Source organism: Achromobacter sp. 46006 (assembly GCF_059761975.1).
Window position 1 is genome coordinate 1 of sequence record NZ_JCBANN010000075.1, and the last position, 23713, is coordinate 23713.

At 67.6% G+C, this 23713-nt stretch carries 24 protein-coding genes; 17 read left to right on the forward strand and 7 right to left on the reverse strand.

Features of this window, described 5'->3' with window-relative positions; genetic code table 11:
• Window positions 1-246: 246 nt before the first annotated feature.
• Entirely contained in the window at window positions 247-1245 is a 999-nt protein-coding gene (locus AC6LKG_RS23670; RefSeq protein ID WP_498168832.1) for a TerC family protein, read from the reverse strand.
• 107 nt (window positions 1246-1352) lie between these two features.
• On the opposite strand from AC6LKG_RS23670, the gene AC6LKG_RS23675 reads away from it, so the two are divergent.
• From AC6LKG_RS23675 to AC6LKG_RS23685, 3 genes are all read left to right on the forward strand, one after another.
• Entirely contained in the window at window positions 1353-2246 is an 894-nt protein-coding gene (locus AC6LKG_RS23675) for a LysR family transcriptional regulator (RefSeq protein WP_054501216.1), read from the forward strand.
• 86 nt (window positions 2247-2332) lie between these two features.
• A complete protein-coding gene (locus tag AC6LKG_RS23680; RefSeq protein ID WP_498168835.1) occupies window positions 2333-2734 on the forward strand; it encodes a hypothetical protein in 402 nt (133 codons plus the stop codon).
• Window positions 2735-2786: 52 nt separating this feature from the next.
• Window positions 2787-3404: a hypothetical protein gene (locus tag AC6LKG_RS23685; RefSeq protein ID WP_498168837.1), complete on the forward strand. Its 618-nt coding sequence runs from the start codon at window positions 2787-2789 to the stop codon at window positions 3402-3404.
• A 111-nt stretch (window positions 3405-3515) separates the two neighbouring features.
• Here AC6LKG_RS23685 and AC6LKG_RS23690 read toward each other — a convergent pair whose 3' ends face one another.
• On the reverse strand, window positions 3516-3917 hold the full coding sequence (locus AC6LKG_RS23690; RefSeq protein ID WP_498168840.1) for a hypothetical protein: 402 nt from the start codon (window positions 3915-3917) through the stop codon (window positions 3516-3518).
• Between the two features lie 128 nt (window positions 3918-4045).
• Here AC6LKG_RS23690 and AC6LKG_RS23695 point away from each other — a divergent pair, with 128 nt between their 5' ends.
• Genes AC6LKG_RS23695 through AC6LKG_RS23705 form a run of 3 tightly spaced genes read left to right on the forward strand, consistent with a single transcriptional unit; the run spans window position 4046 to window position 7074 of the window.
• Window positions 4046-5386, forward strand: coding sequence for a hypothetical protein (locus AC6LKG_RS23695; RefSeq protein ID WP_498168841.1), 1341 nt, complete (start codon window positions 4046-4048; stop codon window positions 5384-5386).
• Complete coding sequence (locus tag AC6LKG_RS23700; RefSeq protein WP_498168843.1) at window positions 5383-6000, forward strand: ElyC/SanA/YdcF family protein; 618 nt, start codon at window positions 5383-5385, stop codon at window positions 5998-6000. Before AC6LKG_RS23695 ends, AC6LKG_RS23700 begins: the two co-directional genes overlap by 4 nt.
• A 30-nt stretch (window positions 6001-6030) precedes the next feature.
• The gene (locus AC6LKG_RS23705) at window positions 6031-7074 is read left to right on the forward strand and encodes a histone deacetylase family protein (protein WP_498168844.1); all 1044 of its coding nucleotides are present in this window, start codon (window positions 6031-6033) and stop codon (window positions 7072-7074) included.
• Between the two features lie 60 nt (window positions 7075-7134).
• On the opposite strand, the gene AC6LKG_RS23710 is transcribed toward AC6LKG_RS23705, so the two are convergent.
• Window positions 7135-8469 carry an MFS transporter gene (locus tag AC6LKG_RS23710; RefSeq protein WP_498168846.1) on the reverse strand — a complete coding sequence of 445 codons (1335 nt, stop codon included), beginning with the start codon at window positions 8467-8469 and terminating at the stop codon, window positions 7135-7137.
• A 224-nt stretch (window positions 8470-8693) separates the two neighbouring features.
• On the opposite strand from AC6LKG_RS23710, the gene cyoA reads away from it, so the two are divergent.
• From cyoA to AC6LKG_RS23745, 7 genes are all read left to right on the forward strand, one after another.
• Complete coding sequence (gene cyoA, locus AC6LKG_RS23715; RefSeq protein WP_498168849.1) at window positions 8694-9737, forward strand: ubiquinol oxidase subunit II; 1044 nt, start codon at window positions 8694-8696, stop codon at window positions 9735-9737.
• 73 nt (window positions 9738-9810) lie between these two features.
• A complete protein-coding gene (gene cyoB / locus AC6LKG_RS23720) occupies window positions 9811-11814 on the forward strand; it encodes a cytochrome o ubiquinol oxidase subunit I (protein ID WP_498168852.1) in 2004 nt (667 codons plus the stop codon).
• Window positions 11807-12448: a cytochrome o ubiquinol oxidase subunit III gene (gene cyoC / locus AC6LKG_RS23725; protein ID WP_498168854.1), complete on the forward strand. Its 642-nt coding sequence runs from the start codon at window positions 11807-11809 to the stop codon at window positions 12446-12448. The genes cyoB and cyoC overlap by 8 nt, the downstream gene beginning before the upstream one ends.
• A complete protein-coding gene (gene cyoD / locus AC6LKG_RS23730) occupies window positions 12445-12837 on the forward strand; it encodes a cytochrome o ubiquinol oxidase subunit IV (protein WP_498168857.1) in 393 nt (130 codons plus the stop codon). The genes cyoC and cyoD overlap by 4 nt, the downstream gene beginning before the upstream one ends.
• 4 nt (window positions 12838-12841) lie before the next feature.
• On the forward strand, window positions 12842-13636 hold the full coding sequence (locus AC6LKG_RS23735) for an SURF1 family protein (RefSeq protein ID WP_498168859.1): 795 nt from the start codon (window positions 12842-12844) through the stop codon (window positions 13634-13636).
• A 291-nt stretch (window positions 13637-13927) separates the two neighbouring features.
• Entirely contained in the window at window positions 13928-15106 is a 1179-nt protein-coding gene (locus AC6LKG_RS23740; protein ID WP_498168861.1) for a porin, read from the forward strand.
• Between the two features lie 296 nt (window positions 15107-15402).
• A complete protein-coding gene (locus AC6LKG_RS23745) occupies window positions 15403-16509 on the forward strand; it encodes a porin (protein WP_498168864.1) in 1107 nt (368 codons plus the stop codon).
• Here the strand turns inward: AC6LKG_RS23745 and AC6LKG_RS23750 are convergent.
• On the reverse strand, window positions 16506-17252 hold the full coding sequence (locus AC6LKG_RS23750; protein ID WP_498168865.1) for an AraC family transcriptional regulator: 747 nt from the start codon (window positions 17250-17252) through the stop codon (window positions 16506-16508). The two genes, AC6LKG_RS23745 and AC6LKG_RS23750, sit on opposite strands and share 4 nt — an antisense overlap.
• Window positions 17253-17384: 132 nt before the next feature.
• Here AC6LKG_RS23750 and AC6LKG_RS23755 point away from each other — a divergent pair, with 132 nt between their 5' ends.
• Complete coding sequence (locus tag AC6LKG_RS23755) at window positions 17385-18557, forward strand: multidrug effflux MFS transporter (protein WP_498168868.1); 1173 nt, start codon at window positions 17385-17387, stop codon at window positions 18555-18557.
• Between the two features lie 14 nt (window positions 18558-18571).
• Here the strand turns inward: AC6LKG_RS23755 and AC6LKG_RS23760 are convergent, their stop codons facing one another.
• Window positions 18572-19228, reverse strand: a complete 657-nt coding sequence (locus AC6LKG_RS23760; RefSeq protein WP_498168871.1) for an ArsR/SmtB family transcription factor — start codon at window positions 19226-19228, stop codon at window positions 18572-18574.
• 119 nt (window positions 19229-19347) lie between these two features.
• On the opposite strand from AC6LKG_RS23760, the gene AC6LKG_RS23765 reads away from it, so the two are divergent.
• Window positions 19348-20640, forward strand: a complete 1293-nt coding sequence (locus AC6LKG_RS23765; RefSeq protein WP_498168874.1) for a ParB/Srx family N-terminal domain-containing protein — start codon at window positions 19348-19350, stop codon at window positions 20638-20640.
• A 140-nt stretch (window positions 20641-20780) separates the two neighbouring features.
• Here AC6LKG_RS23765 and AC6LKG_RS23770 read toward each other — a convergent pair whose 3' ends face one another.
• Window positions 20781-21161 carry a hypothetical protein gene (locus AC6LKG_RS23770; protein WP_498168876.1) on the reverse strand — a complete coding sequence of 127 codons (381 nt, stop codon included), beginning with the start codon at window positions 21159-21161 and terminating at the stop codon, window positions 20781-20783.
• 175 nt (window positions 21162-21336) lie between these two features.
• Between AC6LKG_RS23770 and AC6LKG_RS23775 the strand changes: the two genes are divergently transcribed.
• Window positions 21337-21783, forward strand: a complete 447-nt coding sequence (locus AC6LKG_RS23775; RefSeq protein ID WP_498168878.1) for a GvpU-like protein — start codon at window positions 21337-21339, stop codon at window positions 21781-21783.
• Window positions 21784-21856: 73 nt separating this feature from the next.
• Here the strand turns inward: AC6LKG_RS23775 and AC6LKG_RS23780 are convergent, their stop codons facing one another.
• Window positions 21857-22654 carry a hypothetical protein gene (locus tag AC6LKG_RS23780; protein WP_498168881.1) on the reverse strand — a complete coding sequence of 266 codons (798 nt, stop codon included), beginning with the start codon at window positions 22652-22654 and terminating at the stop codon, window positions 21857-21859.
• A 388-nt stretch (window positions 22655-23042) separates the two neighbouring features.
• Here AC6LKG_RS23780 and AC6LKG_RS23785 point away from each other — a divergent pair, with 388 nt between their 5' ends.
• Window positions 23043-23693, forward strand: a complete 651-nt coding sequence (locus AC6LKG_RS23785) for a response regulator (protein ID WP_498168882.1) — start codon at window positions 23043-23045, stop codon at window positions 23691-23693.
• The last annotated feature ends 20 nt before the right edge of the window (window positions 23694-23713 follow it).

Genomic DNA, 23713 nt, shown 5'->3' on the forward strand with positions numbered 1-23713 from the left:
GCTGCCCCCCGAGGGGGCTTTTTCATCTTGAGGCGGCTCGGCGATGAAAAGGAGCCCCCACGCCGCGCCTTCGGCTTGCTGCCCCCCGAGGGGGCTTTTTCATCTTGAGGCGGCTCGGCGATGAAAAGGAGCCCCCACGCCGCGCCTTCGGCTTGCTGCCCCCCGAGGGGGCTTTTTCATCTTGAGGCGGCTCGGCGATGAAAACGGGCCCGCCATGGGCGAGCCCTTCACACGCGCCGTACGCGTTTACTCGGTCTTCAGCTCGGGTTGCGACGCCGCCGAGCGGGTCTTCCACAGCGAGAACAGCACGCCGCCGCCGATCAGGCCGAAGGTCACCGACAGCGACACCACCGCGGGAATCTTGCCGATGAAACCGACCAGGAAGATCTTCGTGCCGATGAACACCAGTACCAGCGACAGCGCGTACTTCAGGTAGTGGAAGCGGTGGATCATCGCCGCCAGCGCGAAGTACAGCGCGCGCAGGCCCAGGATCGCGAAGATGTTGCTGGTGTACACGATGAACGGGTCGGTGGTGATGGCGAAGATCGCCGGCACCGAGTCCACCGCGAACAACAGGTCCACGAACTCGATCAATACCAGGGCCAGGAACAGCGGCGTGGCCCAGCGCACCGTCTTGCCCGTGGCCGCATCCGGCTCGCGCACCCAGAAGGCGTTGCCGCGCAGGCCTTCCGTGACGCGCATGCGGCGCTTCAGGAACTTCAGGATCGGGTTGGTGGCGATGTCCGGCTCCTGGTCGGCGATCATCCACATCTTGATGCCGGTGAACACCAGGAACGCGCCGAACAGATACATCAACCAGCCGAAGTTGCTGACCAGCGCGGCGCCCAGGCCGATCATGATGGCGCGCAGCACGATCACCCCCAGGATGCCCCAGAACAGCACGCGGTGCTGGAACTGGCGCGGGATGGCGAAGAAACTGAAGATCAGCGCGATCACGAACACGTTGTCCAGCGACAGCGATTTCTCGATCAGGAAGCCCGTGTAATAGGCCATGCCACTGGCCTGGCCCATCTGCCACCAGACCCAGCCGCCGAACAGCAGCGCGGCCGAAATGTAGCCGGCCGACAGCAGCAGGCTTTCGCGCACGCCGATCTCGCGGTCTTCCTTGTGCAGCACGCCCAGGTCGAAGACCAGCAGGGAGATGACGATGCCGATGAACAGCAGCCAGCTCCAGGCCGGCGTGCCGGCGAAGTCGGCTTGTAAAAATGAGAGCAAGGCTTCCATGATGTTCCCGCTTGTGTGTGAAGGCCCTCATGATCCGGATCCCGGGCCGATGGAGAAATCAGCCTGAAAGTGAGTTATGGTTCGAAAAAACCGAAGTGAATATCGCCATGCTCAATTACCGCCACCTGTACTACTTCTGGATGGTCGCCAAGGAAGGCGGCTTCTCGCGCGCCGCCGAGCGGCTCGACATGGCCATCCAGACCATCAGCGCCCAGGTGCGCGAACTGGAAAAGAACCTGGGCCATCAGTTGCTGCGCCCGGCCGGCCGCGGCGTCGCCCTGACCGACGCCGGCCAGGCCGCCTTCGCCCGCGCCGAGGAGATCTTCCAGATCGGCCAGGAACTGCCGCAGGAGGTCCGCGCCGCCGCCACCAAGCCGGTGATCCGGCTGTCTGTGGGCCTGTCGGACGGCATCTCCAAGCTGGCCGCGCACGCGCTGCTGGGGCCTGTGCTGGACACCCCGGACCTGCGCCTGACCTGCCACGAGGGCGAGGTCGAGGAACTGCTGGGCGAACTGGCGCGCCACCACCTTGACCTGGTGCTGGCCGGCCAGGGCGCGCCGGCCAACCCCAACCTGCGCCTGACCAGCGACCGGCTGGTCTCCTCGCCGGTGGACTGGTACGGCCCGGCGCGGCTGGTGCGCAAGGCCGACACGCAGGACTTCCCCCGCTGCCTGGAGCGCCTGCCGGTGCTGCTGCCCACCGGCCATTCGGTGCTGCGCCAGACGCTGGACCGGTGGTTCAATGAACAGGGCCTGCGGCCCAACGTGGTCGGGGAATTCGAGGACAGCGCGCTGATGTCGGTGTTTGCCGCGCGCGGCCTGGGCGTATTCCCGCTCAGCCGCCTGGGCGGCGACGACGTCGGCCTGCTGCGCGGCCTGCGGCCGCTGGCGCGCTGCGACAGCGTGCACGAGGAGATCCACGGCATCCGCAACCGCCGCGGGCAGCACCATCCGCTGGTGCAGCAGATACTGGCGCATGCCAAGACTTCGGTTTTTTCTTAATGATTGTCACAAAGACGCTGGTTTTTCAGAGTTACTTTCCGCTCTATCGTGGCGTTTCTTTCCCGAATCACCGGAGTACCCCCTCAATGAAGAAAATCATCTGGATCGCTTTCGCCGTGCTGGCTGCCCTATGGACCGGGCTGGTGGCGCTCACGCTGCAACTGGCGGACTGGGTGTTGGCCGCCATCGCCTCGGCCCAGGTGCCCGGCGCCGCCGCGATCGGCGCGGCGCAGTGGCAGGCGCCCGCATGGGCCGCGCCGTGGGTCGATGCCGGCCTGATCCAGTCGCTGCGATCCGGTCTGGTATGGCTGGTGGAAGCGCTGAACCAGGTTCTGCCGGCCGCCGGCAGCCTCGGCACCTGGATCGCGGTGCTGGGCTGGCTGTTCTGGGGCTTCATCATGGCCGGCCTGCTGATCCTGGCGTTGATTCTGCACTGGCTGGCGGGCAGGCGGCCGCAAAGCGACGGCCCCGGCCGTCAAGTGGTGTAATAGGGCTGGCAACGCGGCGTCCCGGCGCGCTGCCTCCCTACAGGAGCATGCCGTGCCGTCCCGTTTCCTTCGCGCCGCCATCCTGCCCGCCGCCATCCTGCCCGCCGCCCTCGCGGCGCTGGCGCCTGCCCATGCGGGCACGGCCCCGTATGGCATCGACGTCTGCACGCTGACCGGCACCTCGGGCCAGTACAGCGTGCGAGTGCACAACACCGGCTCGGCGCCGCTGACGCGCGTCGACGTCACCGGCGTACGGCTGGACGCCGCCGGCCAGGCCCGGGACAAGATCGACGTCAGCCTGGGCGCCATCGCGCCGGGCAAGTCGGCCACCGCCATCCTGGCGCGCCACGGCGAATCGGCCGCTCCAGTCAGCATCGCCACCTACCGCCTGATCGATGGTGTCGAGACCCGTCAGCAGGACTTGTACGCCGGCAAGGTCGCCCATGTTTCGCCCGGCTCGGCGTTGCAGTACACCCTGGCGCCGCTGGCCGTGCGCGGCTGGACGGTGGCCTACGGCGGCCCGGATGCGCCGCGCCTGGCGCCGGGCAGCGCGGTCCTGCTGGCCTACCCCGCGCGTGCCGCCAAGCCGCGCGACGACCGGCCCGAGGCGGGCCGCGTGCCAAGCGCAGTGACGCCGCTCGTGCCCTGCGCCTCGCCGCAAGAGCGCTAGCGCCGCCAGCGGCGACACGCCGCATTGTTGCGGCGCCCTCCCGCGGCGATTGCGGCTGGCGTGGTGCCCGCTAACCGGCGCACGCGACGCTCCTGCCGGTGCGAACAGGCCCTAGGTGCCATTCAGCAGGTCGCGCTCGTTCAGCAGGGCGTAGACGATCTCGGGCCGGTTGTCGAAGCCGCGGCGAATGGCGGCTGGAATCGACGACCGCGTCTTGCGGCACAGCCCCGGCTGATCATCGAGCTGGATGGCGATGCCGCGCGAAGTGCGCACCTCGTTGTCGCTGGGAATGATGTGCACCACGATGCCCAACTGCGCCTGCATGCGGCCCTGCATGGCGCGCAGGTCTTCCAGGCTGGTGATGTTCTCGAGCCGCGCCACCAGGCGCTTTTCCTCTTCCCTGGTGAGCCGCAGGATGCGCACGTCGGCCGCCGGATCGGCCAGCAGCCGGTCGCGGTCGCACATACAGGCGCCGGGCGGGCATTCTTGACGGATGGGGAAAGGCAGGTTCATGGCGCGCATCGCAGGCTATCGGACGATTCTACCCAGGAACCCCTGGCCGCCGCGACCCTCGGCCCGTCCCGCGCCGGGCGCGGCCGCTCGGGCATAATGCGCCGAGAAGAAATCCGGGAGGCGCTTCCTTGAAGATATTCCTGCTTGCGGCCGTGCTGGCCGGCGCCAGCGCTGGCGCGCTGGCACGCGACCATGCCTACGACATCAAGCCGGGACTGCCGGCCTCGGTCGCTATCGACGGCGCCTCGGAACAACGCGTCCGCGTACGCGTCGGCAACGCCGCGCCGCAGGAAATCGCCCGCCTGAACGACGAGGAAGTCGATTATTTCGAGACGCCCGACATCGACCACGACGGTTACCGCGACCTGGTCATCGGCCAGAGCGGCGGCGGCGGCCAGGTCCGCGCCCGGCTGTTCCTCTTCCGCCCCAGGCAAGGCGGGTTCCACGAGATCGCGCACCCCGCGCCGTCGACCAGTCCGTGCCACCAGTTCATCAACCCCGTATTCGACGCCGGAAAAGCGGCTTTCTCGACCGGCTGCCGCTACAGCGCCGACCGCTACGGCACAGAAGACTACGCGCTGCGCCCCGACGGCACCGCGCGCCCGCTGCAATGGACCGCCCGGGCGCTGTTCGACCTGGAGGACAGCACCTTCGACCTGACCTACGCTTTCCATGAGGACGGCGCGGTGGCGCGCATCCAGATCGACGGCGAAGGGGCGCCGTTGGACGGCGACGGCCGCGTACCCTTCGAGCGGATCGACCTGTACGACGCGCCCGACGTGAAGGCCCTATCGACGCAAGCCGCCAGGGGCGGTGATCGTCTCGACGTCATCGCGCTGCGCCCGCACTGGCTGCAGGTGCGCCCTGCCGGCGCGGCCGCGGATGCGCCGGCGAAATGGGTGCGCTACGCCGACCTGAAGATCGACAAGCATCGCTACGCGCCGCCGCGGCGCCCGCCCGCCAGCGGCCTGATGCTATCGGTCTACGGCCACCTCGGCACCACCCTGTATGAGGCCGCGGGCCGCTTCACGCTGCACGTGAGCAACCTCGGCCCCGGCCCGGTCCGGCTGCAATCCCCGCGCGTCTGGCTGCTGTTCATCGACGCCCAGGACCACCGTACGCTGCAGCCGCTGTACCAGCGTCCTCCCGTGACGCTGGCCGCGCCCGCCGCCCCGGCTCCCGCCGCGCCGCGGCCCGCCTATGGCGCCGGCGCCGACCGCGTCACCCCGCCCGCGCCGGCGCCGCATGTCGCCCAGTGGGCCGACGACCCGGTGCTGTGGCGCCAGGATGAAGCCGGCGCCTTCGGCTACCAGGTCAGCGCCGGCAACGGCCAGTACGCGCCCTTCTTTCCCGACCTGGCGCCCGGCCGCTACCGCCTGGTGGTGGCGCTGACCGATCCGGCGGCGGCGACAGAACCGGTCTACTCGAACGTCATCGAGGTCGACCTGCCCTTCCCCAAGCGGCAATGACCCTCGCCCGCCCGCATCGCATGGACGCCACCTCGTCGCGCCGGCACTGGCGCCGACGCCTCATCGCCACCGCCGCCGGCCTGGGCGCGGCCGTCGTGCTGGCCGCCGCCGCGCTGGTCGCCGCGGGCGTGCTGGCCAACGCTGCGCCGGCCGATGTCGCGGTGGTGCTGGGCAACACCGTGGCGCCAGACGGTCGCCCGTCGCCGCGCCTGGCAGCGCGGCTCGACCGCGCCTACGACTGCCATGCCGCCGCGCGCTGCCGCGTACTGTTCGTCAGCGGCGGCATCGACCCGGCCGGCCGCGACGAAGCCGCGGTCATGCGCGACTACCTGATCGCGCGCGGCGTGCCGGCCGACCGGGTGGTGGCCGACAGCCTGGGCAACGACACCTGGGCCACCGCCGCCCACGCCAGCGCCTATATGCGCGAGCATGGCTATGCCAGCGCCACGGCCATCACGCAGTACTTCCACGTGCCGCGCACCATGCTGGCGCTCAGGCGCCACGGCGTGCCGCGCGTTGGCGGCGCCGCGCCCCGCTTCATCGAGGCGCGCGACCTGTACTCGATCCTGCGCGAGCTGCCGGCCATCGCCTGGTACGCGATACGGCCGCTATAGTCCCCTTTCCCCTGTTCCCAAGACGCTACCGTGCATATCTTCCACAACCCCGTTCACGGCAAACACGATGGCCGCCAGGAAATGTTCCGCGGCAAGCTGGTGCCCTGTCACGAGACGCCGGCCCGGCTCGAATACGTGCTGCAGGCCCTGCGCCGGCGTGGCATCGGCACGCTGCGGGCGCCGGCCGCGCCCGCCCTGGACCTGATCCGGCGCGTGCACAGCCCGCGCTACATCGATTTCCTGCAAAGCGCGTGGGCCGACTGGATCGCGCTGGACCCGGCCAACGCCGAACTCGACATCCTGCCGTCGGTATGGCCGGTACGGGGCTTTCGCCACGACATCGCGCCGACCAATTTCGCCGCGCGCGTCGGCCTGTTCTCGTTCGATAGCGGCAGCCCGCTGACGGCAGGCACCTGGGAAGCCGCCGCCGCCGGCGCGGCCTGCGCCATCGATGCCGCGCGCGCGGTATCGGGCGGCCACGGTCCGCGCACCGCGATGGCGCTGACTCGCCCGCCCGGCCACCATGCCGGCGCCGACTTCTTCGGCGGCTACTGCTTCCTGAACAACGCGGCCCTGGCGGCGCAGGCGCTGCGCGAGGGCGGCGCCGAACGCGTCGCGGTGCTGGACATCGACTACCACCACGGCAACGGCACGCAAAGCATCTTCTATGAACGCGGCGACGTGCTGACCGTCTCGGTGCACGGCGACCCCGCCACCGAATACCCCTTCTTCCTCGGCTATGCCGACGAACCCGGCCAGGGCGCGGGCCTGGGCGCCAACCTGAACCTGCCGCTGGCGGCCGGCACCGACTTCGCCGGCTGGACCGAGGCGCTGGAGCAGGGCCTGGCCGCCATCGGCCGCTTCAAGCCGGACGCGCTGGTGATCGCGCTGGGCGTGGACACCTACGAAGGCGATCCGATCTCGAAGTTCAAGCTGCGCAGCGCCGACTATCTGCAGGTCGGCGCGCGGCTGGCCCGGCTGGGCCTGCCCACGGTGTTCACCATGGAAGGCGGCTACGCGGTGGCCGAGGTCGGCACCAACGTCGCCAACGTGTTGGAAGGCTACGCTGGCTGAGCGGCCGCGGCGGCCGCCGGCGGCGTCGCGCGACAGCCGCGCGCAGCCCCGAGCGGCCCGTCAGTCGCGCGTTTCCAGCGCCTTGTTGATGCGCAGGGCCAGCAGCGTGCAGGCGGTACCGGACAGCAGGTAGATGCTGACCGCCACCAGCCCGAAGCGCGCCGACAGGCCCAGCGCCACCAGCGGCGCGAAGGCCGCGCCGACCAGCCAGGCCATGTCGGTGGTGAGCGCCGCGCCGGTGTAGCGGAAGCGCTTGCTGAAATTGGCCGTCACCGTGCCGGACGCCTGACCGTACGACAGTCCCAGCAATGCGAAGCCGATCAGGATGAAGGCGTCCTGCGCCTTGGGGCTGCCACCCAGCAGCCACGGCGCGAACAGCGCGAACACGCCGATCAGCGCCGCCAGCAGGCCCAGCGTGGTGCGCCGGCCGATGCGGTCGGCGATCCAGCCCGAAGCGATGGTGCCCAGGATGCCCACGCCCGCGCCGATGATCTGCACGATCAGCACGTCGGGAATCTGCTGTGTGGCGCTGACCGCAATCCACGACAGCGGGAACACCGTCACCAGGTGGAACAGCGCGTAGCTGGCCAGTGCCGCGAACGCGCCCAGGAACAGGTTGTAGCCCTGCTCGCGCACCATCTGGCCGGTGCCGATGGGTTCCAGTTCGCCTTCTTCCAGCAGTTGCGTGTATTCCTCGGTCAGCACCAGCCGCAGCCGCGCGAACAGCGCCACCACGTTGATGGCGAAGGCCACGAAGAACGGATAGCGCCAGCCCCAGTCGAGGAAGTCGGCCTCGGTCAGCGTCACATGCAGGAACAGGAACAGCGCGCTGGCGATCATGAAGCCGATGGGCGCGCCCAACTGGCCGAGCATCGCGTACCAGCCGCGGCGCTTGGGCGGCGCGTTCAGCGCCAGCAAGGACGGCAGCCCGTCCCAGGAGCCGCCGAAGGCCAGCCCCTGCAGGCAGCGGAACACCGCCAACAACACGATGGCATGCGAACCGATGACGTTGTAGCCGGGCAGGAAGGCCATGCCGACCGTGGCGGTGCCCAGCAGGAACAGCGCGATGGTGAGCTTGGTGCCGCGCCCCCAGCGCCGCTGGATCGCCATCGACACCGCGGTGCCGATGGGGCGCGCGATGAACGCGAACGAAAAAATGACGAAGGCCCACAGCGTACCTTCGAGCTGCGGCTCGAACGGGAAAAACACCCGTGGAAACACCAGGACGCAGGCGATGCCGAAGACGAAGAAGTCGAAGTATTCGGAGGCGCGCCCAATGACGACCCCCACGGCGATTTCGCCCGGCGCCACCTTGGCGTGGCTGGCCCCGCCCCCTGTCGCGCCAGGACCGGGCAAGGCAGAGGCATGACCGGGATACTGCGTGGTGGTCGCCATGTGAGTGCTCGCTGAAAGGAGGTTTTGGAAAACGCCTTGTCTACGCTTTTTGCAACACACTCGTACGCACATGCGCCAAGGCCTCGCGGACCGCTGCGCGATCACGCCCGGCCCTGCCCCGCACGCTTTCCCGTGCATACTTTTGCTCTTTTTACCCTAGATTTTTCGCGGCTTCCAGCGTAGTGTTGCGTTTACCTCCCACGGTTACGTTTCGGGGTATGGCCATGCCGTCTTTCCCAAGGCTCCGCGGATTGTTCCTGTTTGCCGCCCTGCCATTGCTCTCCGGATGCAATGCGGTATTGCTCTCTCCATCGGGCGATATCGCGCTGCAGCAGCGCAACCTCATCATCATTTCCACCGGGCTGATGCTGCTCATCATCGTGCCGGTGATCTTCCTGACCTTCCTGTTCGCGTGGCGCTATCGCGCCAGCAATCGCGACGCGCACTACGATCCCGACTGGCACCACTCCACGGTGCTGGAACTGCTGATCTGGGCGGCGCCGCTGTTGATCATCATCGCGCTCGGCGCGCTCACCTGGGTCAGCACCCACCAGCTCGATCCCTACCGGCCCCTGGCACGGCTGTCCGAGGGCCGCGAAGTGCCGCCCGGCACCAAGCCGCTGGTGGTCGAGGTGGTGGCGCTCGACTGGAAATGGCTGTTCCTCTATCCCGAGCAGGGCGTGGCCGCGGTCAATGAAATGGCGGCGCCGGTCGACCGTCCCATCCAGTTCAAGATCACCTCGTCCACTGTGATGAATTCCTTCTTCGTGCCGGCGCTGGCCGGCCAGATCTACGCCATGCCCGGCATGCAGACCACGCTGCACGCCGTCATCAACCACCCCGGCGAATACGAAGGGCTGTCCGCCAACTACAGCGGCGCGGGCTTTTCCGGCATGCGCTTTCGCTTCCTCGGCCTGGACCAGCAGGGCTTCGACAAGTGGATCGCCGAGGCCCGCGCCTCCGGCGCCACGCTCGGCCGCGACACCTATCTGAAACTGGAACAGCCCAGCGAACGCAACCCGGTGCAGCGCTACGCCAGCGTGGCGCCCGGCCTGTTCGACGCCATCGTCAACCGCTGCGTGGAACCGAACCGCATGTGCATGAAGGACGCCATGGCGATCGACGCCGGCGGCGGCATGGGCATTCCTGGCGCGCGCAACATCGCCAGCCTGGATGCCGCCACGCGCGAGCGGCTGGGCCTGGCCGATGCGCCGCCGCGCAAGTATGTCGGCGCCATGTGTACCTCGGCGGCGGAGCTGGCGTTGTAGAGGCGGCGCCGGCGCGGCAACGCCTCGCGTGAAATCAAGGTATCCCCCTGGAAACCGAGCCCTGGAAACCGAGATGACTGATCAACCAGACCTCACCAAGCTGATCTTCGGTCGCCTGACCTGGGACGCCATCCCCTTGCACGAGCCGATCCTGCTGGCCACCTTCGCCATGGTGGCGATAGGCGGCATCGTGGTGCTGGGCGGCATCACCTACTACCGCAAGTGGGGTTACCTGTGGCGCGAGTGGTTCACCAGCATCGACCACAAGAAGATCGGCATCATGTACATGATCCTGGGGCTGGTGATGCTGCTGCGCGGCTTTGCCGACGCCATCATGATGCGGCTGCAGCAGGCCGTGGCCTTTGGTGACTCCACCGGCTACCTGCCGCCACACCACTACGACCAGATCTTCACCGCGCACGGCGTCATCATGATCTTCTTCGTGGCCATGCCGCTGGTCACGGGGTTGATGAACTACGTGGTGCCGCTGCAGATCGGCGCGCGCGACGTGGCCTTTCCATTCCTGAACAACTTCAGCTTCTGGATGACCACCGGCGGCGTGGTGCTGGTGATGATGTCGCTGTTCGTGGGCGAGTTCGCGCGCACCGGCTGGCTGGCCTATCCACCGTTATCCGGCATCGCGCAGAGTCCGGACGTGGGGGTCGACTACTACATATGGGCCTTGCAGATCGCGGGGGTCGGCACACTGCTGTCCGGGGTGAACCTGCTGGTCACCATCGTCAAGATGCGCGCGCCCGGCATGTCGCTGATGCGCATGCCGATCTTCACCTGGACCGCGCTGTGCACCAACGTGCTGATCGTGGCGGCGTTCCCGGTGCTGACCGCGGTGCTGGCGCTGCTGTCGATGGACCGCTACGTCGGCACCAATTTCTTCACGGCCGACTTCGGCGGCAACGCCATGATGTACGTGAACCTGATCTGGATCTGGGGCCATCCCGAGGTCTACATCCTGATACTGCCGGCCTTCGGCATCTTCTCGGAAGTGGTCGCCACCTTCTGCCGCAAGCGCCTGTTCGGCTACGCATCGATGGTGTACGCCACGGTCGTGATCACGGTGCTGTCGTACCTGGTGTGGCTGCACCACTTCTTCACCATGGGGTCCGGCGCCAGCGTCAACTCGTTCTTCGGCATCACCACCATGATCATCTCGATCCCGACCGGGGCCAAGATCTTCAACTGGCTGTTCACCATGTACCGCGGCCGCATCCATTTCGAGGTGCCGATGCTGTGGACGATGGGGTTCATGGTCACCTTCGTGATCGGAGGCATGACGGGCGTGCTGCTGGCGGTGCCGCCGGCCGACTTCGCGCTGCACAACAGCCTGTTCCTGATCGCCCACTTCCACAACGTCATCATCGGCGGCGTGCTGTTCGGCCTGATGGCCGGCATCACCTACTGGTTCCCCAAGGCCTTCGGCTACAAGCTCGATCCGTTCTGGGGCAAGTGTTCGTTCTGGTTCTGGCTGGTGGGCTTCTACTTCGCCTTCATGCCGCTGTACGTGCTGGGCCTGATGGGCGTGACCCGGCGCCTGAACCACTTCGAGGACATGTCGCTGCAGATCTGGTTCCAGGTAGCCGCGTTCGGCGCCTTCCTGATCGCCATCGGCATCGCCTGCTTCCTGATCCAGCTTGTGGTCAGCTACCGCCGCCGCGATTCGCTGCGCGACGAGACCGGCGACCCGTGGAACGGCCGCACGCTGGAATGGTCCACCTCTTCGCCGCCGCCCAACTACAACTTCGCCTTCACGCCGCGGGTGCATGACCAGGACGCCTGGTGGCAGATGAAGCAGCACGGCTACCAGCGCCCGCAGAGCGGCTTCATCCCCATCCACATGCCCAGGAACACCTGGGCCGGCATCGTGCTGGCGGGTATCAGCGTGGTGATGGGCTTCGCGCTGATCTGGCACATGTGGCCGCTGGCGGTGCTGTCGTTCGCCGCGCTGATCGTCGTGTCCATCGTCCATACCTTCAACTACAAGCGCGAGTACTACGTGCCGGCCGACGAGGTCGTGCGCACGGAGAACGCCCGCACCCAACTGTTGGCGAAACATGTCTGATACCCTGGCCCCCACCCTGCCCGGCGGCAGCGCGCCGCCCGCCGAGCCCGTGTTCCACGTGGCCGGCGAACACCACCCGAAGAACGGCACGCTGCTGGGCTTCTGGGTGTACCTGATGAGCGACTGCCTCATCTTCGCCTGCCTGTTCGCCACTTATGGCGTGCTGGGACGCAGCTACGCGGCCGGGCCGTCCGGGGCCGACCTGTTCGACCTGCCGCTGGTGGCGGTCAACACCTCGCTGCTGCTGCTGTCGTCCATCACCTACGGCTTCGCCATGCTGGAGATGCGGCGCAACCGGGTCGGCGCCACGCAGGGCTGGCTGGCGGTCACCGGCCTGCTGGGGCTGGGATTCCTGTCGCTGGAACTGTATGAGTTCGCGCACCTGATCCACATCGGCGCCGGGCCGCAGCGCAGCGCCTTCCTGTCGTCGTTCTTCACCCTGGTGGGCACGCACGGGCTGCACGTCACGTTCGGCATCGTCTGGCTGGTGACGATGATGGTGCAGGTGCGCATGCACGGCCTGATCCCCGAGAACCGCCGCCGGCTGATGTGCCTGTCGATGTTCTGGCACTTCCTGGACCTGATCTGGGTCGGCGTGTTCACCTTTGTCTACCTGATGGGAGTGCTGCCATGAACGCCCATGCCGACCACCCCGGCCACGATCACGGCCATCACGACGATGACGACGGCGCCGCCCATGGCACCCTGAAAAGCTACGTCACCGGCTTCATCCTGGCGGCCATCCTGACCGCCATCCCGTTCTGGCTGGTGATGGACCGGGTGTTCGAAAGCTCGCGCACCACGGCGCTGATCATCCTGGCGTTCGCGGCGGTGCAGATCGTGGTGCACATCATCTATTTCCTGCACATGGATGCCAAGTCCGAAAGCGGCTGGAACATGTTGGCGTTAATATTCACGCTGGTGCTGGTCGTGATCACGCTCAGCGGATCCATCTGGATCATGTATCACTTGAACTCCAACATGATGCCCATGTCGATCCACGACATGCGGAATATGCCCTGACGTGATGGCGGCAACAAAAGACTCTACGCATTCCGGCGACACCCCCCGCAACCCCCGCAGCGCAACCACCCTGGTCATCCTGGGCGTGGTTGCGGCCGCGCTGTTCGCGGGCCTGTGCGCCCTTGGCACCTGGCAGGTGCATCGCCTGGCCTGGAAGCAGAACCTGATCGCGCAGGTGGACCAGCGGGCGCACGCGCCCGCCGTGCCCGCCCCGGCGCGCGCCGACTGGCCGGCGCTGACCTCCGACAACGCCGAATATCGCCGCGTGGCGGCCAGCGGCACCTACCAGTACGACAAGCAGACGCTGGTGCAGGCCGCCACCGAACTGGGCAGCGGCTACTGGGTCATGACGCCGCTGCAATTGGCCGACGGCGGCGGCACGGTGCTGGTCAACCGCGGCTTCGTGCTGCCCGAATGGCGCAAGCGCCTGGCCGCCGGCGGCCAGGCAGAGGCCGACACGGGTCCGGTCAAGGTCGAGGGCCTGCTGCGCATGGGCGAACCGGGCAACGGCTTTTTGCGCAACAACGATCCGGCCGCCAACCTCTGGTATTCGCGCGACCTGCCCGCCATCGCCCAGGCGCGCGGTCTGGGCCAGGTGGCGCCTTATTTCATCGACGCTGACGCCGCCCCCGGCGCCGGCCGCGATCCGGCCCAGGCGCCGGTCGGCGGCCTGACGACGCTGACCTTCCCCAACAACCACCTGGTCTACGCCATCACCTGGTACGCCCTGGCCGCGATGATCATCGTCGGCGCCGGCATCGTGGTGCGCGAAGAACGGCGGCTGCGCGCGCGCCGCTGATCCCTGCCCTCGCGGCCAGTTGCCGCGAGTGTCCGCCTGCGGCGAGCCTGCTCGCCCCCCCCTCCTGCATACCCACCTATCGCGGCCCGAACCTCGTCAGGCGCCCGGCGGTTCGTCGCCTGTGGCGAACTCGTCTCGGATGCGTCCTAGAACACCTGCGGATCACAGAGCGTCGGCAGAAGCTACCGGAGAATGGCCCAGTGCAATCCACACAGGCCATCGGAACACCCTCGTGCATCACGCCCGGCGGCATGTTCTTCGGCTTTTCCAAAAACTCTAGGAGTTTCCACGATGAAAAAAACCCTGCTTGTCGCCGCCATCCTGGCCTCGTTCGCAGGCGCCGCCCAAGCCGAAACGTCGGTCACGCTGTACGGCGTCGTCGATACCGGCATCGGCTACAACAAAATCTCCGGCCACGATTCCATGATGGACGATACCGGCGTGAGCCGCGACGTCGACTTGAGCGGTAGCAGGGTCGGCATGATCAACGGCATCCAGGGCGGCTCGCTCTGGGGCCTGAAGGGCTCCGAGGATCTGGGCGACGGCCTGCGCGCCGTGTTCACGGTAGAAAGCGGCTTCGACTCGGGCAACGGCCAATCGCAGCAGAGCCGCCTGTTCAACCGGCAGGCCACCGTCGGCCTGGCCAACGATAGCTGGGGTTCCCTGGAATTCGGTCGCCAGACCACCCTCAGCGGCGCCTTCCTGGCGGAAATCGATCCCTTCTACACCAGCTTCACCCAGGCCAACATCGGTACGACTTTCACTGGCGCCAACACCATGCGCTGGGACAACATGATCATGTACCGCAGCCCCTGGACCGACGGCTTCCAGTTCGCGGTGGGCTATTCCTTCAACGCCGACAGCACCGACGCGAACCAGAGCGGCTTCCGCACCGCCGACAATGCGCGCGGCATCACGGCGGGCCTGCGCTATGTCAACGGCCCGTTGAATGTGTCGATGACCTATGACCAACTGAACAGTTCGAACCAGGCTCGCGAAATCGCCGCAAACGGCCGCGAACGCACCATCAACGGCACCCCGGTCGAATTCAACCACGACATCACGCCGCGCCAATACGCGCTGGGCATCTCGTACGATCTGGAAGTCGTGAAGCTGGCCGCCGCCTACGCGCGCACGACCAACGGCTTGTTTGTGATGCAGGATCTGCCGGTGGGCTCGCTCAACGACAACGCCGGCTCCTACATCTACAGCGACGGCTTCAAGGCCAATTCCTACATGCTGGGCGCCACGCTGCCGCTGGGCGGCGCAGGCAGCCTGTTTGGTTCGTGGCAGCATCTTGCCTCCACCGACAGTGACGATCCCAAGATGAACGTCTGGAGCGTGGGCTATACCTACGACCTGTCCAAGCGCACCAGCCTGTATGCCTATGGTTCGTACGGCAAGAACTACCTGCTGGTCGAAGGCCTCAACAGCACTGCAGGCGGCGTCGGCATCCACCACCGGTTCTAAACCCGCTTGCGGCGCCGGCACAGCCGGCACCACGCCGCCAACAACGCCGTCACGGCCCCCTCTGTCCGTGACGGCGTTTTTTTGCCACGAATCTTTCCGGGAGCGGCCAGGGCTTTCGGACTGCGGCGTGCTTGTGACTCAACCCGTCGCCCAGCCGATCAACATAGCGAGAAATTCATGAGTTTTGCCAGAAAATAAGGATTTTTGACCTACAATGAAATTTGGGGACAGCAATCGGCATCTTGCCTGACGTGCTGTTCCCTTTGTTTTTTCTCTTCACAACAGGAGTTCCACGGATGAAGAAGACGCTGCTCGCAGCCGCAATGTTGACCACTTTTGCAGGCATCGCTCAGGCAGAACCGTCAGTCACTCTCTATGGTGTCATCGACACCGGCATTGGCTACAACAAGATCAAGGGCAATGGTTATGACGGCAGCAAGCTCGGCATGATCAACGGCATCCAGGCCGGCTCGCGCTGGGGCCTGCGCGGATCCGAAGACCTGGGTGATGGCCTGCGCGCCGAATTCAAGCTGGAAAGCGGTTTCGATTCAGGCAACGGCACCCGCGGCCAGAGCGGTCGCCTGTTCGGCCGCCAGGCCACCATCGGCCTGGCCAACGACGCCTGGGGCACGATCGAATTCGGCCGCCAGGCCACGGTGGGATCGAACTATCTGGCCGATATCGACCCCTTCTACACCAGCTACACCCAATCGAACCTGGGCCTGGGTTTCAGCGCGGCCAACACCATGCGCTGGGATAACATGGTGATGTACCGCAGCCCTTCGATGAACGGCTTCCAGTTCGCCGCGGGCTATTCCTTCAACGTCGACGACACCAACGAAGACCAGACCCATTTCCGCACCGCCGACAACTCGCGCGGCATCACGGCCGGCCTGCGCTACGTGCAAGGCCCGGTCAATGTCACGCTGACCTACGACCAGCTCAATGGCTCGAACCGCGCGTCGATCGACCACGATGCCACGCCGCGCCAGTATGCCGTGGGCGCCTCGTACGACCTGGAGGTCGTGAAGCTGGCCGCCGCCTATGGCCGCACCACCGACGGCTGGTTCGTCGGCCAGGACCTGCCGGCCGGCACGCCGTTCAGCGATGAATTCGGCATCAACCGCTACGTCGACGGCTTCAGGGCCAACGCCTATATGCTGGGCGCGACGCTGCCGCTCAGCGGCGCCAGCAGCCTGTTCGCGTCGTGGCAGCACGTATCGCCGTCCAACGACCGCCTGACCGGCGGCGATGCCAACATGAACGTCTGGAGCGTGGGCTACACCTACGATCTTTCCAAGCGCACCAACCTGTATGCCTATGGCTCGTACGGCAAGGACTACGCGTTCATCGACGGCCTCAAGAGCACCGCGGCCGGCGTCGGCATCCGCCACGTGTTCTAAAGCGAAGGCGCGCGCCGGCGCAGCCGGCGCCCCGGCGGCTCGCCGTAGGCACGCCGGTACATGGCGATAAAGGCGCTGTCGCTGGCATAGCCCATGGCATGCGCCACCGCCGTCACCGGCGCGCCCTCGGCCAGCCGCGCCCGCGCCATCAGCAGGCGACACTGCGTGCGCCAGCGCGTGAACGGCAGGCCGGTTTCCGCCAGGAACAGCCGCGCCAGCGTCCGCCCGCTGGCGCCGACCCGCGTCCCCCACTCGTCGATCGAAAGGGCACAGGCCGGATTCGCCAGCAGTTCGCGGGCGATCGGCCGCAGCCGCCGGTCGCGCGGCATCGGCAAGTGCAGGGGCGTCGCTGGCGCCGCCATCAGTTCGTCCAGCAGGGTGCTCACCAGGCGCTGGCGCGGTGCGTCCAGGGCTTCGTTCGACGGCCATTGCGTCACACGCAGGATCATCTCGCGCAGGAGCGGATTGACATCGAGGATTCCAGGCTCCCGCGGCAGTCCGGGATAGACGCCGACATCGAAATACAGGCTGCGATAGGCGAACGTGCCCTGCATGACGGTGCGGTGCCGGCACCCGGCCGGCAGCCAGGCGGCTTGCAGCGGCGCCAGTTGGCCCACCCGGTCGTCCAGGTACAGGGTCACGCCCCCTTCGGCCTGGTATAGCAATTGCGCGCGCCGGTGCGTGTGCCAATCCGAGGCGTGCGCGCGCGTGTCGATCGCCATGCCCACAATGGGACAGGCCACGAGATCCGGATCCTCGACGGCAGCGGGCGTATAGACGGGCATGTCCGATTGGAGATGTTTTATGGCGCGATGTCGTGATTTTGCACGCCGCGTTCCGCCTACGCTAGCGTCTTTTTACGTGGCCGCGGCATCATGCCTTCCCCTGCTTCCTCCCCCGCCTCCCGAGACGCCCCGGGCGCCCTGCCGCCTGCATGGCTCGTCATCGCGCTGCTGGCGCTGCCGCAGATCGCCGAAACCATCCTTGCGCCGGCCCTGCCCGATCTGGCGCGCCACTGGCGCCTGGATGCCGCCGCCACGCAGCCGGTCATGGGCGTCTTCTTCGTCGGCTTTGCCGCCGGCGTGCTGCTGTGGGGCCATGTGGCCGACACGCGGGGCCGCCGACCCGCGATGCTGGCGGGCCTGGCCATCGGCCTGGCGGGCACGTTGTGCGCGCTGGCGGCGCCGCATTATGCGTGGTTGCTGGCCGGACGCTTCGTGCAGGCGCTGGGCATGGCGGCCTGTTCGGTGGTGACGCAGACGGTGCTGCGCGATTGCCTGGACGGCCAGCGTTTGACGCGCTACTTCGTCACGCTTGGCGCGGTGCTGGCATGGTCGCCCGCGGTCGGGCCGCTGACCGGCCAGTTGCTGGCCGACTGGCATGGCTATCCCGGCGTACTGGCGGCAATCGCGCTGGCGGTGGCGCTGCTGCTGGGATCGGTCGCCTGGCGTTGGGCCGAGACCCGGCCGGCGCGGGCCGGGTCCGTGACGCTGGCCGCGCTGGCGCGCCGGATGCTGGCCGACGCCGAGTTGCGCCTGGCCGTATTGCGGGTGGCGGGCCTGAACCTGCTGGTGTTTTCGTTTTATGCCGCCGGCCCGTTCATGACGGGTCCCTTGCCCGGATTGGGCTTCGGCTGGGTGGGCCTGGGCGTGGCGCTGGCCGGCTGCCTGGGCGCGGCGGCCAACCGCCGCCTGCCGCCCACGGCGGACGCCGCGCGACGGGTCCGCCATGGACTGCGCTGCGTCGCGCTCGGCGCGGCGGCCCAGTCACTGGCCATGGCCTGGCAGCCGCAACCGGGCTGGCTGTGGGCCGCCACGGCATTGCCGGTGTTCGCCGGCTACGGGCTGGCGATACCCAATCTGCTGGGCCCGGCGCTGCGCCGTTATGGCGATTGCCTGGGCCGCGCCGGCGCCCTGTTCGGACTGGCCTACTACAGCCTGTTGGGCCTGGGCTTGGCGGCCACGTCCTGGCTGCCGTTCGACACGCCGTTGCCACTAAGCGTGGCCTGGCTGGCGCTGGCCCTGTGTTTGCTGCTGGCGCGCGATTGAGGGTCGGGGCGGCCTCACCCTTCGGGCAGGCCCCCGGCGCGCCAGTCCGGGAAGCCGGCATCCAACCGCCGCGCGCGCAGGCCGTGGGCGCGCAGCGCGGCAACGGCGTCGGAAGACAACACACAGAATGGACCGCGGCAATAGGCCACGATTTCATGGTCAGGAGGTAGTTCGCCGAGCCGCTGCAGCAGTTCGTCCGCGGGGATATTGATGGCGCCGGGCAGGTGCCCCTGCGCGAATTCGTCGGCGGGCCGGACATCGAGCAGCGTCATGCTGCCTTCGCCCAACCGGCTCAGCAGTTCGTCGCGCGAGATGGCTTCGAGGCCGTCGCGCCGGTCCTGGCTGTCGGCAACCAGGCGCCGCATCTCACGGCGATTGTGCTGCGCCATCGCGTCCAGCGCGTTGAGCAGGCCGGCGATCGGCGCGGTGCCCAGGCGGTAGTACACATGCTTGCCGTCGCGGCGGGTGGCCACGAATCCCGCCCGGCGCAACTGCTGCAGATGCTGCGACGCGTTGGCCACCGACAAGCCAGCCAGTTCAGCCAGCCGCTCGACCGGACGCTCACCCTGCGCGATGTGTTCCAGCAGGATCAGGCGATGGGCATTGCCCAGGGTGCGGGCAAGTTCGGCCAGTTCGGCGGCAAGAGAGGGCTGGATGGGTGGCGCGGTCATTGGCGGCGATCTTAGCATTGCGCCACCCGCGCTCCGGATGTCCCCGGCATGGCGGTGCAATCAACGCGCAACACGTTGCTGTCATCATCGGATACTTCCCTGGTCTACCCTCCGCCTCCATGCCGCGCCCGTCCGCCCCCGTAACGTTCCCTCCGTTTTCCACCCCCTGGCGTTCCGCGCTGCGGATTCTGGCCGTGGCCGCACTGCCCTTGATGCTGGCCGCATGCAACGGCGGCGGCGAGGACGAGGGCGACAGCCCCGTGGCCGGGGCGCCGGCGGATACGCGCAACCCGACCTACCTGGCGGCCAAGCCCGGCGACGTGATCAAGGTGCGCATCGAAGCGTTGCACCCGACCCAGGCCGCGATCGGCTATGACCAGATCTACTACAAGCTGGGCCGCTGGCAGGGCGACTTCGATCGCGCCACCTGGGCCGCCGATCCGGTCAAGCAACTGGACTACCTGAACCGCACGGTCGGCAAGAAATTCAGCGACTACTGCGAAGACATGGGGGCCACCGGCGCCCAGGCCTTTACCTCGATTGCCCAAGCGCGGGCAGCACGCCTGGACCAGCCCGCCACGTTCCAGTGCACCGCCGCCATGGGCGCCGACCCGACCAACCTGAAAACCGTGGTGGTCGGCTGGGACGGCAATCTGTACCTGACCGACGGCCATCACACCTTGTCGTCGCTGCGCGAGATCCCCGACGGCGGCCCCACGCTGCCGGTCTGGGTCAAGGTCGACGCCAACTACAGCGACATCGGCACCGCCGCGGCGTTCTGGCAGCGCATGGTCGATGAACGCAAGGCCTGGCTGCGAGACGGCCAGAACCAGCCCATTACGGTGGACCAGTTGCCGACGCGCCTGGGGATCGCCAATGCGCAGGAAGCCGGTGGCATGCAGGAAGACCGCTACCGTTCGCTGGTGTACTTCACCCGCGACATCGCCTACAGCAATGGCGACCTGCCGGAATTCGCCGAATTCCTGTGGGGCGACTGGCTGCGCCGCCAGGTGGCCGGCGGCCAATTGCCGGGCCTGGACCAGTACGCCATGATGGCGCCGTCGACCCCGGCACAGATTCTGACGGTCAGCACCCTGAACTCCGCGCTGGCCCCCACCGGCGCCAACGATGGCTATGCCGCGGCGGTGCGCAATGCCGCCCTGAAGATGACGGCGCTGGCCGACTCCGACATCGTGTTCGAGGACCGCACCGCGGCCAGCCTCGGCCGCATCGTGCTGGTGCCCGGCGCGCCTGGCGGCTCACCGACCAAGACGGCGCGCGACACGCTCGAAGAACTGCCGCGCGACGACGTCAAGGGCGACGGCAGCCCGCGCGGCGCCGGCAAGCTGTGGTTCGCCGTCAACTACCGCGCCTGCGGCAAGCCGGCGGCCGGCACCTGCTGGGGCTGGTAGCGCGGCGCTGGCGCGAGCGGCAACGCCTCACCCGGCGCGGCAGCCGGCCGCGCTGCGGCAACGTCTGCGGCAGGCGGGCGAACACATCGACCGCATGCTGCGGCGCCATGCCACGGACGACGGCGCGGGCCGGACGGAATTCAGGCCGCGCGTCCGGCCTGTTCGGTCTGCTTGACCTGCTCGGCCTTGGCCAACTGCTGCATGACCAGCGAGACCTTTTCGGCGATCTTCAGTTTGTCCGCCGCGGACATGGCGTCGTAGTCTTTCTTGGAAATGCCGAGCGAGGCGAGCGCGGCGTAGAACATCTTGTCCTGCAACGACATGGACGCGTAATCCATGAATTCCTCTTCGGCCGCGGAAGACGCGGCCACGGTCGCGCCCTGCGTGCCCCCGCCCAGGGCCGAGGCGCCGCGCTGGCGTGCATCGGCAAAGGCGGCGCGGAAGTCGCCCTGGCCGGCGCCGCCCAGGGACTGGCGCGCGGCGGCGGGGCCGGAGGAGGAAGCGGGATTGAGGACGATCATGGCATGGCCCTTGCATGGATATCTCGATGGTCCGCAAGTTACCTCGCGGGCCGAGCGGACGATTGCACGGACTGACGCCCGATTGCCTCGCTTATCAGCCGATTGCACCCGATGCGCATCGGTCCGGGTTCAAGTATCTTGTGTCTCCTTTCCCCATTCCGGAGCATGCGCCGCCATGAGTCTCGAACCGACCCCCGCCGCCCCCCAACCCACCGCCCTGCCCATGCCGCCGGCCGACGTATTCCTGCAGTTCCTGGTGAACCTGGTCAACAACGGCGGCCAGTTGGAGAGCATCGGCGTGACGCTGCAGATGGGCGGCATGCTGGTATCGGGCTCGATCGTGTCCGGCGCCGAGTACTTCGACCGATTCGCCGCGTCGTTCGCCGATTCCCTGTCCGGCATGGACGCGCAAGCCCGGCGATCGGTGCGCACCTCGCTGGCCGAATTGGGCGATGTGTTCCGCCTGCCGCAACCGGCCGAGCCCCTGCCCAACTACATCCACCTGGCCGATGCCCTGTTCTTCACCGCCGACGGCACGCCGATCGCGGGCCAGCCCACCTTGTGGCGCGGCCGCAGCAGCGCGGTCGATGGCTTCATCCTGGGCCGCCTGCAGTCCGAATGAGCAGGCGGCCGTCGCCCCGCTCCGCCACCGCCCGCGAGCGACGCGCGCACCGGCGCAGCGTGGCGGCTGCGCCCTAGCTTGCGGCCCAGCCGGAGGGAACGATACCGGCGTTGAAACTGCGCCAGGCCTGGCCGTCGGCGCTCAGCCAGACCTCCAGGCACTGCGCGCTGAGCGGCGCCGACAAGGCCGTGCCACGAAACAGCAGACTGCCTTGCGTGCGCAGCCAGACGAAATCGTGGATGTCTTCGATGCAGTCGGCCACCACGGTCAGCCGGGCGTCCGCGGCGTATCCGAGCAGGCTGAGCAAGCGCCCTTGCTGTGCGCGATTGCCTCCCAGGCCTGGCGGCACGCGGACCGTCAGCCCTTCGACGCCCAGGCAGCCCGAGGCCAGCGCCTCGCCGTCGCGCCGGGCCGGCTGGAGGCGGGCGCGCAGGCCGGTCTGGAATTCGGCATAAACGGCCAGGGCCTCGGCGTGTGGCGACAGATGACGCAACAAGGGCAGGTCGAAGACCAGCCGCTGGCCGGACAGCCGGGGCGAGGCGAGCGCGTCGGGCGCGCCGAAGCAGAGCAGGTCATGCGTCACGCCGATATCCAGGTCGGCGCACAGGCGTTGCGCCAGGGCAACACCGTCGGGCGCGGCCAGGGCGTGTTCGAAAGAGATGTCGATGGGCGTGGCGAACTGCCCGGCGAACGCGACGGCAGCCCGCAGGCGGCTGCGCTGCAAGGCCAGGCCCGCGCTGCCGCCGCCCGACGGCAAGAGGCTGCCGGCCACCGCGTATTCGTGCACCTGGCCCTGCGCCGTGAACACCGGCTGGAAACGCAGGAACAGGGACTGCTCGCGCGGGGGCCACGGCTGCACGGCATCATGCATGGCGGAGCCAGGCCACGAACGCCGGCGTGCCGCGGCGCGTGGAGGGAAACATCATGGAACCTCGTAAGGGCGCGGGAACACCGCCATTCCGGCCACACGGCGCGCCGGACGACGGAAGCGGGTAAGACGACGATGGTGCCAAACGGCAACGGGCGCTTGAACAAGAAAATTCTTAATCCACCCGCTCGATCGGACGGATCCTCGGCCGGCCAGCGGCCTTTGCGGCCCTGCCCTGGCGTCCCTGTTTTTAAGATTCTTCTTATTTCCGGCGCCGGCCGCGGCACCTACGATTTGGTCTTACGCCCGGCGTCGCAACGTTCTGGTTCAGAGCCGGATCCTGGTGCAGAATGAACCGTATGCCCAACCGGCCCCACTGACTGCGCCTCGCATGCAAAGACTCCGCATCGTCATCGCCGACGACCATCCGCTCGTATTGATGGCCATGACCGACCTGCTGCACAAAGACCTGAGCTTCGACGTCGTCGCCACGCTGGGTAGTCCGACCGCGCTGGTCGAGCAGTTGGCGCGCGACCCCGTGCACGTCGTCATCACCGATTACTCCATGCCCGGCGACGAGGTCTACGGCGACGGCATCCGCCTGATCAAGTACCTGCTGCGCCATTATCCGGACACGCGCGTCGTCGTGTTGACCATGGTCTCGAACCCCATGATCATCTCGGCGCTGTACGACGCCGGCGTCGATGCCGTGGTGTTCAAGCACGACAACCTGGGCGAGATCGTCACCGCCCTGCACGCGCTGCAACTGGGCCGCAAATACTATCCGCCGGGCTTCCAGCGCGATGGCACGCTGGCGGCGCGCAGCAAGTTCATCGGCGAACGCGTCAACAGCCTGTCGCCCAAGGAATTCGAGGTGCTGCGGCATTTCATCCGCGGCGAATCGATGATGCAGGTGGCCGACAGTCTCAAGCGCAGCGTCAAGACCGTCAGCGGCCAGAAAATCTCGGCCATGCGCAAGCTCAACGTGCAGACCGACCAGGAACTGGTGACGTTCTGCGTCGAGAGCGGCATGTTCCAGTGAGGCATCGCCCGGCGCCGGCC